This is a genomic window from Caldisericia bacterium (assembly GCA_026414995.1).
Classification (GTDB): domain Bacteria; phylum Caldisericota; class Caldisericia; order B22-G15; family B22-G15; genus JAAYUH01.
Map to the genome: position 1 here is coordinate 38556 of JAOAHY010000006.1, position 15013 is coordinate 53568.

At 24.4% G+C, this 15013-nt stretch carries 16 protein-coding genes; all 16 read left to right on the forward strand.

The window, feature by feature from the left end; translation table 11 throughout:
- Positions 1-17: 17 nt before the first annotated feature.
- From N3D74_03515 to gltX, 16 genes are read left to right on the forward strand one after another with little or no spacing between them, the layout of a single operon-like run.
- Positions 18-782, forward strand: coding sequence for a PhoH family protein (locus tag N3D74_03515; protein MCX8095233.1), 765 nt, complete (start codon positions 18-20; stop codon positions 780-782).
- The gene (locus tag N3D74_03520; GenBank protein MCX8095234.1) at positions 736-2784 is read left to right on the forward strand and encodes an HDIG domain-containing protein; all 2049 of its coding nucleotides are present in this window, start codon (positions 736-738) and stop codon (positions 2782-2784) included. Before N3D74_03515 ends, N3D74_03520 begins: the two co-directional genes overlap by 47 nt.
- Positions 2735-3148 (forward strand): rRNA maturation RNase YbeY, encoded by a 414-nt coding sequence (gene ybeY / locus N3D74_03525; protein ID MCX8095235.1) that lies wholly within the window; start codon positions 2735-2737, stop codon positions 3146-3148. Before N3D74_03520 ends, ybeY begins: the two co-directional genes overlap by 50 nt.
- Positions 3126-3578, forward strand: a complete 453-nt coding sequence (locus tag N3D74_03530; GenBank protein ID MCX8095236.1) for a diacylglycerol kinase family protein — start codon at positions 3126-3128, stop codon at positions 3576-3578. Before ybeY ends, N3D74_03530 begins: the two co-directional genes overlap by 23 nt.
- Positions 3579-4862, forward strand: coding sequence for a hemolysin family protein (locus N3D74_03535; protein ID MCX8095237.1), 1284 nt, complete (start codon positions 3579-3581; stop codon positions 4860-4862).
- The gene (locus N3D74_03540) at positions 4825-5229 is read left to right on the forward strand and encodes a cytidine deaminase (GenBank protein MCX8095238.1); all 405 of its coding nucleotides are present in this window, start codon (positions 4825-4827) and stop codon (positions 5227-5229) included. Before N3D74_03535 ends, N3D74_03540 begins: the two co-directional genes overlap by 38 nt.
- Before the next feature lie 19 nt (positions 5230-5248).
- The gene (gene tpiA, locus N3D74_03545) at positions 5249-6019 is read left to right on the forward strand and encodes a triose-phosphate isomerase (GenBank protein MCX8095239.1); all 771 of its coding nucleotides are present in this window, start codon (positions 5249-5251) and stop codon (positions 6017-6019) included.
- A 2-nt stretch (positions 6020-6021) separates the two neighbouring features.
- The gene (gene deoC, locus N3D74_03550) at positions 6022-6672 is read left to right on the forward strand and encodes a deoxyribose-phosphate aldolase (protein ID MCX8095240.1); all 651 of its coding nucleotides are present in this window, start codon (positions 6022-6024) and stop codon (positions 6670-6672) included.
- Complete coding sequence (gene recO, locus N3D74_03555) at positions 6672-7394, forward strand: DNA repair protein RecO (protein MCX8095241.1); 723 nt, start codon at positions 6672-6674, stop codon at positions 7392-7394. Before deoC ends, recO begins: the two co-directional genes overlap by 1 nt.
- Before the next feature lie 35 nt (positions 7395-7429).
- Entirely contained in the window at positions 7430-8098 is a 669-nt protein-coding gene (locus tag N3D74_03560; GenBank protein MCX8095242.1) for a rhomboid family intramembrane serine protease, read from the forward strand.
- Positions 8058-9494, forward strand: coding sequence for a pyruvate kinase (gene pyk / locus N3D74_03565; GenBank protein ID MCX8095243.1), 1437 nt, complete (start codon positions 8058-8060; stop codon positions 9492-9494). Before N3D74_03560 ends, pyk begins: the two co-directional genes overlap by 41 nt.
- Before the next feature lies 1 nt (position 9495).
- Positions 9496-9792 (forward strand): septum formation initiator family protein, encoded by a 297-nt coding sequence (locus N3D74_03570; GenBank protein MCX8095244.1) that lies wholly within the window; start codon positions 9496-9498, stop codon positions 9790-9792.
- 34 nt (positions 9793-9826) lie between these two features.
- Positions 9827-12292, forward strand: a complete 2466-nt coding sequence (locus N3D74_03575; GenBank protein ID MCX8095245.1) for a DNA polymerase I — start codon at positions 9827-9829, stop codon at positions 12290-12292.
- Positions 12289-12903: a dephospho-CoA kinase gene (gene coaE, locus N3D74_03580; protein ID MCX8095246.1), complete on the forward strand. Its 615-nt coding sequence runs from the start codon at positions 12289-12291 to the stop codon at positions 12901-12903. The genes N3D74_03575 and coaE overlap by 4 nt, the downstream gene beginning before the upstream one ends.
- Positions 12878-13606, forward strand: coding sequence for a PD-(D/E)XK nuclease family protein (locus N3D74_03585; GenBank protein MCX8095247.1), 729 nt, complete (start codon positions 12878-12880; stop codon positions 13604-13606). The genes coaE and N3D74_03585 overlap by 26 nt, the downstream gene beginning before the upstream one ends.
- Positions 13594-14994 carry a glutamate--tRNA ligase gene (gene gltX, locus N3D74_03590; protein ID MCX8095248.1) on the forward strand — a complete coding sequence of 467 codons (1401 nt, stop codon included), beginning with the start codon at positions 13594-13596 and terminating at the stop codon, positions 14992-14994. The genes N3D74_03585 and gltX overlap by 13 nt, the downstream gene beginning before the upstream one ends.
- Positions 14995-15013: the final 19 nt, after the last annotated feature.

Sequence of the window (15013 nt, forward strand, 5' to 3'; positions counted from 1 at the left end):
GAAATAAAAATATACTTTTGACAAAAGATGAATTAAAAAGAAGCATAATTTCTATCAAAGAAAAAAATTATAAAATAACAAGAGAATTTTTTGTTGATGTAGTTTTTGTATCAAGTAAAGGTAAAAAAATTAAACCTAAAAGTGAGAATCAGAAAAAATATATTGAAATGATTAGAAAAAAAGACCTTGTTTTTTGTATAGGTCCTGCAGGTTCTGGTAAAACTTATCTTGCCATTGCCTCAGCTCTTAGTTATTTATTCGATAAAAGAGTTGAAAGAATTATATTGACAAAACCTGTTGTTGAAGCAGGCGAGAAACTTGGGTTTCTTCCTGGAACTTTTCTTGAAAAGGTTGATCCTCATTTTAGACCCTTATATGATGCTCTTTATGATTTAGTTGAAGTTGAAAAAATTACAAGATTAATTGAGAACAATATAATCGAAATTGCACCACTTGCATATATGAGAGGAAGAACATTGAATGATTCATTTATAATTCTTGATGAAGCACAAAACACTACTTATTCCCAAATGAAAATGTTTTTAACAAGAATGGGATTTAATTCTAAAGTTGTAATTACAGGCGATATTACTCAAATAGATATAGATAATCCAAAAGATTCAGGACTTGTTAAGGCAATTAAAATACTTAAAAATTTAGATGAAATTGGAATTGTTGAATTAGAAAAAATCGATATTGTTAGAAATCCAATCGTTCAGAAAATAGTTGAAGCATATGAAAATTTTGAAAATTATAAGAAAAAAAATAAATTTGAAGATTAATAAAGAAAAAATAATTATCAAATCTATACTAACTTTAATATTCTTTTCCTTTTTATTTTATGCATTTTCACCTCCGTATATTTTTGTTCGAAAAGGAACTAAATTAAATAAAAATTTAATTTCACCAAAAAATTTAGAAGTTATTGATATAGAGAAGACTCAGAAAGAAATTGAAAAAGCTTTAGAAAATGTGCCAATTTATTATGAATATATGCCAGAAATTGATAAAGAAGTAATGAACAATATTAATAAAATTTTAGAAATTATTGAGAGCTATAGAGAAAATCAAGGAAATACACTAGAAATACTTTTTGAAAGTTATGGAATAACATTTGATTTAGAATTATTAAAAGAAATTAAATCTAAGTCTAATTCAAATTTTATTAGATTTAAAAATAAGATTTTAGAGATAACTTCCAATTTACTTCAAAGTGGTGTTAAAGAAAGCGATTTAATAAATCTTAATGATAAGTTAAATTTAATCATAAAAGATAATGATTTTAATGACAATGAAAAGAAGATAACTTATATTATTTTAGAAAAAATATTAAAACCGAATTTAATAATAAACGAAGATTTAACTAATAAAAAAAGAGAAGAGATTGTTAAGAGTATTAAGCCAATTATAAAAATTATTAAAAAAGGTGAAATTATATTTCCGAAAGGTACAATAATTACTGACAATGAAATAAAAATTTTAAAAGAATACAATTTGCTTTTTGCTTCAAAGGACCTATTCAATATTATTTTTATATTAATTTTATCATTAACAATATCTTTTATTTTATATAATGTAATAAAAATAAATAACAATTATAGATTAAAAGAAAAGATTTTTATAATTTTAATCCTATTTATATCTATACTTCTAGGAAAATTTATTAAAAATGTCACATTATTACCTATTTTTCTAATATCTAATTTAACAATTTTATTTTTTGATATTATAACCTCAATAATAATTTTATTAATAGTAAATATTTTTTATACCCTATATTTTAATGATAAATTCATTTTAATTTTTTTGATTTTGTTCATATCAATCATATTTTCTTTAAAAACTAAAAAGATAATAAATATATCAGATTTTTTAAAAATTGGGTCTTTTGTTAGTTTAATGTATTTAATAGTTTATATTTCAATAGAATTTATTCAAAGAAATTTTGATTTTTCAACATATTTATTAAACTCAATTTATATAGCATTAAATCCTATAATTTCAATTCTAATACTTTTAGTATTTGTACCTTATTTAGAAAAAATTCTTTCGATTACCACACCTATTGGTTTAGTTGAACTTTTAAATATAAATAATCCAATTTTAAAGGAATTTATAACAAGGGCACCAGGTAGTTATCAACATTCATTAAATGTAAGTACACTTGCTCAAGTTGCAGCAGATGCAATTGGAGAGGATCCTCTTCTTGCGAAAGTTTGTGCTTATTACCACGATATAGGAAAACTTGAAAGACCCGATTTTTTTATTGAAAATAATCCTCAATTTAACCCTCACGATTCGCTTTCTCCTTCATTATCAGCACTTATTATTATATCTCATGTTAAAGAGGGTGTTGAACTTGCTAAAAAACATAATTTACCAAAAATTATTGTTGATACAATCAAAGAACATCATGGTACAACATTTGTTACTTACTTTTATTCAAAAGCAAAACAAATTGACCCTCAAATTGATGAATCAACCTTTAGATATCCTGGACCAATTCCCTCTTCAAAAATATCTGGAATTATAATGTTAGCAGATTCTGTAGAAGCATCAGTTAGAGGTGAGAAAATTGAATTTGAAAGTTTTTCTGATTTTGTCAATGATGTTATAGATTCAAAAATTTCTGATGGTCAGCTAAATAATTCAAATTTATCCTTTAAAGATATTTTAAAAATAAAAGATTCATTTATTAAAACACTTACATCGATGTATCATGAGAGGATTAGTTATGTATTCAAAAATAGAGATTTACGAGAAAGAAAGAAAAGTCCCTATTAATAAGAAATTTTTAAAGAAAATAACAGATGAAATTCTTAAAAATGAAGGTTTTAATAAATATGAAATTTCTATTGCTTATTTAAATAAAGATGATTTAAGAGATTTAAACAAAAAGTTTAGGAAACTTGATAGAACGACAAATGTTTTATCATTTATTTATGAAACAACGCCAGTACTAGTAGGTGAAATTGTCATTTCAAATTATAGTGTTGAGATAAAGAAAGAAAATTTTTTAAAACTATATATACATGGTCTGCTACATATTTTGGGTTTCGATCATATAAAAAAGAAAGATAGAGAAATTATGAGAAAAAAAGAGGAAAATTATTTTAAATACTACAATGAAAAGCAGAAATTTAATTGATAGTTTCAAAAATGCCTTTAGAGGTTTAAAAATTACTTATTTAAGAGAAAGAAATTTTAGAATTCAAATATCATTTGCAATACTTGCAATATATTTTTCAATCAAATTTAATATAGAAAAAATTTATTTTATATTTGTGCTTTTAGCAATCTTTCTTGTTCTTTATTCAGAACTTATCAATAGTGCACTTGAAATATTATGTGATAAATTAGAAAAAAAATATGATGAAAATATCAAGAATATAAAGGATGCAATTGCAGGTGGAGTTTTGCTTTTTTCAATTTTTTCAATAATTTTAGGTTTAATTATATTTTTCAGATATATAAAAAAACTTGATTTATTTTCAATAATTTTTTCAGTAATAATTATTATTATTCCTTTTTTAATCAAAAATAAGAATGATATAATTAAAAAAAGAGGTGATGTTTAGTTGGGTAGTATAGAATTAATAAATAATATTATTGTTATTTTAATTTTGTTGGTTATTTCTTATATTTTTTCAGCTTCAGAAATTTCGTTCATAGGTTCTAATGAAATCAAATTAAGAAAAAAAGCAAATGAAGGTGATAAAAAGGCAAAGAGTATTTTAAAGTTTAAAGAAAAGCCAGAAGAGTTTATAAGTACTATTATTATAGGTAATAATTTTGTAAATATTTTTGCTGCATCAATAGCAAATACAATTTTCTTAAAATATATCAAATATGGAAGTACAATTTTATCTTCTATTATTATGACAATAATAATTGTAATTTTTGCAGAACTTCTTCCAAAAACAATTTCAACTTATAACCCAGAATCATATATATTAAAGGTTCAACCATTTTTATCATTAATTTCTTATATATTAAAACCTTTTTCATATATAACGAACTATTTAATTTCACTCTCATTGAAATTTTTTGGCAAAAACCTTAAAAAAACTAGAAGTTTTGATGAGGAAGAATTACGTATATTTTTATCTATGAGTAGTGAAAACGGAACAATAGAAGAAGAGGAAAAAGAATTAATTGAAAGTATAATTGAATTTCATGATAAACCAGTTTATGAAGTAATGATTCCCAGAGTTGATGTTACAATATTACCAGTTGATTCTAAGATTGAAAGTATTATAGAAACAATAAATAAAACTGGACATTCAAGGATACCAATATATGAAGCAAATATTGATAATATAATAGGTATATTGCATGCAAAAGACTTATTAAAAATTGCTTTTAATAATAAGAATATTAATATAAGAGATTTATTACACCCAACTATATATGTGCCTGATACTAAAAAAACTTCAGAACTTTTTAAAGAGATGCAAAAGAAAAAAATACATATGGCTATAGTTATTGATGAATTTGGTGGATTCGAAGGAATTGTTACAATGGAAGATTTGTTAGAAGAGATTGTTGGTGAAATTCAAGATGAATATGATCTTGAGGAGGTTCCATTCAAAAAACTTAGTAATAAAGAAATTATTTTTGATGCTAAAATTTCTATTGAAGATGCTGAAGAAATTATTGGAGTTGAACTTCCTCACGAAGATTATGAAACTTTAGGAGGGCTTTTTCTAGATTTATTAGGCCATATACCAACAAAAGGTGAATCAATAGAATATAAATCTTTGAAATTTATTGCAATTGAGGTAAAAGGTAATAGAATTGTTAAGATTAAAGTGGAGAAAAAAGATGATACAAGAGAAGAAAAAGATTCAAAAATTGATTGAGCTCGCAAAAGAAGCGAGTTTTAAAGCATATTCTCCTTATTCTAAATATAGAGTAGGTGCTTCCCTTTTAACAAAAAGCGGTAAAATATATACTGGTTGTAACATTGAAAATGCAAGTTTTGGTGCAACTGTTTGTGCTGAAAGAGTTGCTATTTTCAAAGCAATTTCTGAAGGAGAAAATGATTTTGAAATGATAGCAATCTATATCAATGATAAAAATCAAATACCCTCTCCATGTGGTATTTGTAGACAGGTAATGATGGAGTTTTCACCTAATCTAATATTAATTCTTGCAAATGAAAATGAACATAAAATATACAAATTAGAAGAACTTTTACCTTATCCTTTTTCAAAAAACTTTCTTTAATTCTATAGGAGGTATTTTTATGCGTAGAGGATGGATTGGTGGTAATTGGAAAATGAACAAACTCATGAGTGATGCAAAAGAAACAATTGTTTCTTTAAACAAAAGTGTTTCGCTTTTAAGGGGGAGTGATATTGTAATTTTTCCTCCGTTTACATTAATTTATTTTTTAAAAGATTTTTTTGAATTACCTCATATGTATATGGGAGCACAAAATATGCATTGGGAAGAAAGCGGTGCTTATACTGGTGAAATTTCACCTGTAATGCTAAAAGAACTCGGCATTGAATATGTAATAATAGGCCATTCTGAGAGAAGGAAAATTTTTGGTGAAACTGATGAAATGATAAATAAAAAGATTATATCAGCAATAAAATATGGCCTAAAACCAGTTCTTTGTTTAGGAGAAACCCTTGAAGAGAGAAAAAAAGGTATTGAAAAAGAGATAATAGAGAATCAATTTAAATTAGATCTTAAAAAAATACCTCTTAATTCTCTTGAGAATATTATTATTGCATATGAGCCAGTTTGGGCTATTGGTACGGGAGTTAATGCTACGCCAAAAGAAGCAAGTGATATGCATAAATTTATAAGAGAATTAATTGAAAAGTATGGGGGAGGAGAAGTTGCAGAAAAAACCAGAATTGTATATGGAGGAAGTGTTAGAATTGAAAATGTTGAAGAATTAGCAAATGAAGATGAAATAGATGGATTCCTTGTTGGTGGAGCATCTCTCAGAGCAGATACATTTTCTAAAATAATTGAAATATTTAATGAAGTGAAAGGATTTTAAATATGACAAAAAAAGAAATAGTTAAATTTATAGATCATACTATTTTAAAACCTGACGCAACAATTTCAGATATTAAAAAATTATGTGATGAAGCTATTAAATACAAATTTTATGCAGTTTGTATTGCACCTTGTTTTGTTAATTATGTAAAAGAGTATCTCAATGAAATTGATATTAGAATAGCAACAGTTATTGGATTTCCATTAGGCAACTCTACAACAAAAACAAAAATTTTTGAAGCAAAAGAAGCTATAAAAAATGGTGCGCATGAAATTGATATGGTTATTAATATTGGCATTCTAAAATCCAGAAATTATAAATATATTCATGATGAAATAAGTGCAGTTAAAAATGAAATAGGAGATAAAATTTTGAAAGTAATAATTGAGACATCATTATTATCTTTAGATGAAAAAATAGTTGCTTCCACAATAGTAAAATCTGCAGGAGCAGATTTTGTAAAAACATCAACTGGTTTTTCTCAAAGTGGCGCAACAAAAGAAGATGTTGAATTAATCAGGAGAATAGTTGGAGAAAATTTTGGTATCAAAGCATCTGGTGGAATTAAAACATTTGAACAAGCAGTTGAATTAATAAAATCAGGTGCAAATAGAATTGGAACTTCTTCATCAGTTAAAATTGTTGAAGAATAATGGAAATAGTTAGAGTTAAATCATTTATTCTCAAAAAGTTACCAATAAAAGAATATGATGCATTAGTTTTTTTATACTGTGACTCATTAGGAAAAATAATTGCTAGAGCAAAAAGTTGTTTCAAAAAAGATACAAAATGGACATCTATTATAGAAACAATGAATTTAATTGATACATCGCTTTACAAAAAAAGAGAATATTTTTATCTTACTGAAACTAAAGTATTAGATTCTTATATTAATATTAAATTGAATCTTAAAAAATCTATTATTGCTCTCGAAATATTAAATTTAATTGATAAAACTCAAGTTGAAAGCAACCCAAATATTATTCTATTTAATACTCTTATTAATTTTTTTGAAAACCTTAAAACAACTACCAATGAAGATTCATTGTTCATTAATTTAATTTTTAATTTTATAAAAATTGAAGGAATACAATTTCCTTTAGAAAAATGTATAAAATGTAGTAGTCCTCTTAAAACTAGTTTAATTTACGATTTTAATTATAACGGATTTGTTTGTGATTTACATACAACAAAAAATTTTGTAAAAATAGATCAAAAATTATATTATAAGATACTTAAAATAATTTCAGAATTTGATAAAAATATCATATTTGAAAAAGATGAGTTAGAGATAATTCATAATATTCTTTCTTCTTTTCTAGAATCAAATTTTTCATATAGATTAAGATTTCCAATGAATGAGATTTTAGTATAATTTAAATTATAATTTTTTATTTCAAAGGAGGAGATATGATACCTATTTCAGATATAAATCCTAGAAGAAAATTTCCAATTGTAGTCATATCTTTAATTATAATCAATGTAATAATTTTTTTATACCAGATTTTTCTAAGTAACCCAATACCATTTATTTATAGATGGTCCCTTATCCCAAGGAATTTATTTAAATTTGGAATATATGAATATATAAAACTTTTAACTTCTACTTTTTTACACGGAAATTTTGCTCATATAATAGGAAATATGTTATATCTATGGGTTTTTGGTGATAACGTAGAAAATGAACTTGGTTCTATAAAATTTGTAATATTTTATTTTTTGTGTGGAATTTTTGCTGGTCTAACTCATGCACTAATTTACTCTAACTCTTCTATTCCAACAATAGGTGCTTCTGGTGCTATTGCAGGAGTATTAGGTGCATATTTTTATCTGTTTCCTAATGCAAAAGTTCTAGCACTTGTACCTCTTTTCTGGTATTTTTCAGTAATTCCTGTTCCTGCGGTTATATTTCTAGGTTTTTGGTTTATTCTCCAATTAATCCCTGGTTTTGCAAGTCTAGGAAATGTTGCATCAGGTGTTGCTTATTGGGCTCATATAGGTGGTTTTATATCTGGAATTATTTTAATTATTTTATTCGGTGGAAAGAGGAGATCTAGATATAGATATTATGAATTTTAAAAAGACAAAAATCATAGCAACACTTGGGCCTTCATCTCAAGATGAAAAAATAATAAAACAATTATATCTTAATGGAGTTGATATTTTTAGATTAAACTTGTCTCACGGAGACCATATTTATCATAGAGAATTTATTAACAAAGTAAGAAAAATTGATAAATTCATACCAATTCTATTAGATTTGCAGGGTCCAAAATTGAGAATTGGAAAATTTAAAAACAAAAGAATATTTTTAAAAAATGGTAAAACATTTTACCTTACAACTGAGAATATTTTAGGAGATGATAATCAAGTTTCTATATCATATAAAAATTTACCTAAATATCTCACAAAAGGAGATTTAATTCTTCTTGATGACGGAAGAATTAAACTCAAAGTTATCTCTATAAGCGATAATTATATTGAAACAAAAGTAATGTTAGGAGGAGAATTAAGTGATAATAAAGGAATAAATATACCAAAAGAGAATTTAGATATACCATCATTAACAGAAAAAGATAAAGAAGATATAAAATTTGGTATTAAAGAGAGTGTAGATTATATTGCTCTCTCATTTGTTAAAAATGAAAACGATATTATATATTTAAAAAATTTTCTTTCAAAAAATGGATACTCTATTCCAGTTATAGCGAAAATTGAAAAGAAAGATGCAATAAAAAATATAGATAAAATAATTGATGTTTCTGATGGTGTTATGGTTGCAAGAGGTGATCTTGGAATCGAAGTTAATCTTGAAGAAATAGCAATATTACAGAAAAAAATTTTAAATAAAACCTTATTTTCAGAAAAATTCTCAATAACAGCTACTCAAATTCTTGACTCAATGGTTGAAAGGATGTATCCAACAAGAGCTGAAGTTTCAGATATAACTAATGCGATTTTTGATGGTACCGATGCTCTTATGCTTTCACAAGAAACTGCTGTTGGAAAATATCCAGTTCAAGCAGTAAAATTTTTAAATAAAGTTTCACAAAAAGTAGAAAAATGGCTTCCATATGAAAACTGGTTAATATCCATGGAATTTTATATAAAAGATAATCCACTTTTATCAATTTGTTATTCTGCTGTTCTATTAGCTCTTAAAGTAAGGGCAAAAGCGATAATTGTAACAACAGAAACAGGTAAAACCGCAATAAATATTTCAAGATTTAGACCAAATGTACCTGTTGTTGCCTTAACACCTAATGAAAAAGTTTTGAAACAGTTAAAAGTCTATTGGGGTATAGTACCAATTCTTGTTAATAAATTTAGAAATGAAAGTGATATAATTGAAACAATAGAGAGTGAAGCAAAGAAATTAGATATATTGAAAAAGGGTGATTTCTATGTTTCAGTTTCTGGTATTATACCTGGTGTCCCTGGTGGAACAAATATGATAAAACTTAATAAGGTTTGAAATGGAAAATAAATTAATTTATAAAAGAAAAGAACTTGAAAAAACAATTGTTATTTTATTTATATTGCTATTTATCTACATTTTTTCATTTCCTTTATATAGATTTTATAAATTAAATCATGAGATAAAAAGTTTACAAAATGACATTTTGGTTTATAAAAATAAAATAGATGAAATGAAACACAATATTGAATTTATAAAAAGTAATGAAGGTATTGAAATTTGGGTTAAAGAAAATTTTAAATTAACGAAAGATGGAGAGAAGATATACATATTCAAAGAAAAAAAGGTTGACTGAAATTTAAAAAATTAATATAATATTCAAAATGATTATGAAAAAGATTTATTTAATTGATGGAAGTTCTCTTCTATTTCGAACATACTTTGCTTTACCTCCTCTTATAAATTCTAAAGGTGAACCAACTGGTGCAACATATGGTTTTGTAAGAATTATTCTTAATTTAATAGAAAATGAAAATCCTCAATATATTGCAGTTTCCTTTGATAAAGGAGCTCCAACTTTTAGAATTGATGTTTTACCACAATACAAAGAAAATAGACCAAAAGCACCACCAGATATTAAAATACAAAAAGAAAGAGTAAAAGAAATTTTAGAAAATTTAGGAATAAAAACTATTGAAATAGAAGGATATGAAGGTGATGATATTATTGGTACTTTAAAAAATAATGCAGAAAGAGAAGGTTTTTATTCAGTTATTATAACAGCAGATAAAGATTTATTACAACTTTTATCTGAGAATAGTGAAGTTAGGTTAACAAAGAAAGGTATAACAGATATTGAGATTTATACAAAAGACAAATTTATTAATGAATTTGGAATAAAACCAGAAAGATTACCTGAATTAAAGGCACTAATTGGTGATCCTTCTGATAATATTCCTCAAATACCTTCAATAGGTGAAAAGAGTGGTATTAAAATTTTAAAAGAATATAATTCTTTATTTGAGTTAATTAATAACCCTCCAGCCAATAAATTTGGAGAAATAATAAAAATTTATAAAGATCAGATTATCAAATCATATGAAGTTGCAAAAATAAAAACTGATTTAAACCTAAAAATCTCAATTTCTAATTTAAAAAGAAGCAATGAAAATATCAATAATATAATAAAAATATTTTCTGAATTAGAATTTCATTCACTTATGGATAAATTTAAAGTTGAAATAAAAAAAATTGAATCAGATTATATTTCAAAAAGTGATTTATTTGAAGAGAAAGAAATTTCTTTTTTAAAAAGCGATAATGAAATTTTATTTTATTGCAATAAAGGATTTTATAAAGGAAGAATAGAAGATTTAATTGAATTAAATAATAAAAAAATTTTATTTACTCATAGTTTTAAAAATTTTATATCTACCTTTTATCCTTTAAATTTTAAACAAAACATTTTTGACACAGAACTTGCTAGTTATATATTAAATACAAACAAAAAAAATTATGATTTAAAATCACTTGTTCCATTATATCTTGGTGAAAATATTTATGACGAAAATCCTGAAAATCTATTACCAAAAATTTTAAAAATAGGTCAAATTTTATTAAATGAAATTAATGAATGTAATTTATCAAAACTACTTTTTGACATTGAACTTCCAATTTCTTATATACTCTCAGAAATGGAGTATTATGGAGTAAAAATAGACAAAGAAAAATTATTGAAAATAAGAGAAGAAATAAAGAAAAAAATTGAAAAATTAACAATAGAAATTTCAGAAATCAGTGGATCAAGTATAAATCCACAATCCCCAAAGCAAGTAAGTTTTCTATTATATGAAAAATTAGGCCTAAAGGCCTTTTTAAAAAACAAAAAAAATTTATCAACAGATCAAGAAACTTTAATAGAATTACTTCCAATACATCCAGTTATTGAAAAAATAATTGAATTTAGAGAATTAAATAAACTTTTAACAACATATTTTAATATTTTACCTGAACTCGTAGATAAGAATAATCGATTACATACAACATTTATACAAACAGGGACAGCAACTGGAAGAATTATTTCAAAAGAACCAAATTTACAAAATATTCCAATAAGAACAGAATTTGGAAAAAAAGTAAGAGAAGCATTTATTTCAGATGAAGATTATTTTCTTGCTTCCTTTGATTATTCTCAAATTGAATTAAGAATTCTTGCTCATTTTTCATCAGATGAAAATTTAATTGAAGCGTTTAATAAAGGAGTTGATATTCATACAGAAACAGCATCACAACTTTTTTCAATACCAAAGGAGAGTATAACTGAAGAACAAAGAAGAAAAGCTAAAACTATAAATTATGGAATAATATATGGAATGAGCCCTCATGGTTTAGCAAGAGAATTAAGAATTTCTGATGAAGAGGCACAAATTTATATTGATTTATATTTTAATAAATTTAGAGGAGTTAAAAAGTTTATTGATAGTGTTATAAGTGAAGCAAAAGAAAAGGGTTATGTTGAAACTATTCTTGGAAGAAAAAGGTATATTCCTGAATTAAAATCAAAAAATTCAAATTTAATTAAACTTGGAGAAAGAATTGCTATTAACACACCAATTCAGGGGTCAGGTGCAGATATAATAAAAGCCAGTATGGTCAATGTATGGAAAAATTTAAAAAATAGAAAATCTAGAATTGTATTGCAAATTCATGATGAACTTCTATTAGAAATACACAGAGATGAGGTTGACGAAATTATTGATATGGTAAAAAATGAAATGGAAAATACAATAAAACTTTCTGTACCTATTAAAGTTGATTATGGAATTGGAAAAAATTGGCTTGAGTGTAAAAAATGAGATTAATTGGACTTACAGGTAATATTGCCTCTGGTAAATCTAAAATAAGTGAATATTTAAAATCAAAGGGTTTTAAAATAATAGATGCTGATTCATTAGGTAAAACTGTTTTAAATATAGATAGTATAAAAAATAAAATAATAAGAACATTTGGTAAAAACATATTAAATGATGATGGTTCTATAAATAGAAGAGAGCTTGGAAGAATTGTTTTTTCTTCAAAAGAAAATCTTAAAAAATTAAATAGAATTACACTTCCTATATTAACAAAGTTGGTCAAAAGGAAAATATATGAATTTAAAAAGAAAAAAGTCAAATATGCTGTTCTTGATGCTGCAATTTTAATTGAAGCTGGTTGGCATAAATTTGTTGATGAAGTATGGGTCGTTTATACTGATTCTGAAACACAACTTGAAAGATTGATTAAAAGAGAAAATTATAGTGTTGAAGAAGCAAAAAGTAGAATAGAAGCACAATTAAATATCGAAGAAAAATTAAAATATGCAGATAAAGTAGTTAATAATTCTTATGATTGGGAAAACACAAAAAAACAAATTGATACAATTTTAGAAGATTTATTTAGAAATGAAACTCAGTTTTTCAAAGATTAAAACCTATCTTGAATGTCCTTTAAAATACTACTTTTTATATGAATTAAAACTTCAAGAAAAACCGAAACCTTATAAATCTTTTGGGAAGTCACTTCATCTTACACTTTCAAAGTTTCATTCACTTCCAAAATATCCTTCCTTTGATAATTTAAAGGAAATCTATCAAAAAAATTGGATTAATGAAGGATTTAGAAATGAAGAAGAAGAAAAAAAAGAATTTCTAAGAGGCCTTGAATTACTTAAAAAATATTATTATAAAAATATTTTTCATTATGATAAAGCATACAAAGTTGAAAAATATATAAATTTTAAAATTAATGAATTTGAAATATATGGTTTTGTCGATAGAATTGATAAGATAAATGATGATTTTGAATTAATTGAATATAAGACAGGAAAATACAGTATCGATTTTAATTCTATTGGACTTATTGATGAAAGCGAAATACTTCAAATGTCAATTTATTATTTTGCATTTGAAAGAGAATTTAATAAACCTCCTAAATTTTTATCAATTTATTATTTAACTCTTGATTTTGATTATAAAAAGAGAATTTATTTAAAAGAAGAAAACTTAAATAAATCATTAGATTTAATACTAAATGTAGGAAAAAAAATCAAAAGTGGAGATTTTTTTAAAAAAGAAAATAATTTTTGTAAATTTTGCGATTTTAAAAAGGAGTGTTCGGAATGGAAAAAATAAGAGTTAGATTTGCTCCATCCCCAACGGGATTGTTACATATTGGAAGCGTAAGAACAGCTTTTATAAATTATCTATTTGCAAAAAAGGAAAACGGTACATATATTTTAAGAATAGAAGATACAGATGTTGAAAGGTCAAAAAAAGAATCTGTTGAAGCAATTTTAAGTGGTTTAAAATGGCTTAAGATAAATTGGGATGAGGGTCCATATTTTCAAAGCGAAAGATTAGAGATTTACAAAAATTATCTAGGAGTTCTTCTTAATAAGGGATACGCTTATCCTTGTTTCTGTAAAAAAGAAGAAATAGAAAAAGAGAAAGAAAATGCGATAAAAAATGGCAAAATATATAAGTATAGTGGAAAATGTAAAAATTTAGATAAAAAAGAAGTTTATAGAAAGTTAAGTTTAAATGAAGAACATGTTTATAGATTTAATGTAACAAAAGGCAAAGTTATATTTAATGATTTAATAAAAGAAAGAGTTGAGTTTGATAATGAGATATTAGATGATTTTATAATTGTAAGAAGCGATGGAATGCCAGTATATAATTTTTCATGTGTTGTAGATGATATTGAGATGAAGATTACTCATGTTATTAGAGGTGAGGATCATCTTTCTAATACACATAAGCAAATACTTTTATATGATGCATTTGGAGTAAAACATCCAAAATTTGGACATCTCCCATTAATACTTGGAAAAGATAGAGAAAAATTGTCAAAAAGACATGGTTCTGTCTCAATTGAAGAGTTTATGAAGGAAGGCTACCTTCCTGAAGCTATATTAAACTATATTTTTTTAATCGGATTTTCATTAAGAGAAACAAAAGAAATATTTAATATTGATGAAATGATTAATATTTTCTCAATTGAGAAGATATCAAAAAATTCACCAGTTTTTGATCATGATAAGTTAAAATGGATAAATTCATATTATATTAGAAATTTAGATGATGAAACAATTCTAACATTATCAGATAAATTTTTACCACCTCAATTGAAATTAAAAGGAGTTCATTTTTTAAAAAAATTATTCAAAGAAATAAAAGGAAATATAAAAGTTTTAAATATAGAAAACCTTACAGAATATTTTTATAAAGAGCCTCTATATGACAAAGATATAATAAGTGATTTAAAGAAAAGTAAAATTTTTATAGATTTTTTAAAGATTTTATATAAAAGAATCATAGAAATAGAAAAATTTGATAGTATTAATATTGAAAAAGAAATAAAAATGATTTTAATTGAATTAAATATAACATTAAAAGAAATTGCACAACCTTTAAGGTATATATTAACAGGAAGATTTGCCTCACCAGGTTTATTTATATTAATGGAACTTTTAGGAAAAGAAATTGTTTTAAAAAGAATAGAAAATCTTATATGTTAAAATGAATTTAGAGGTTAAA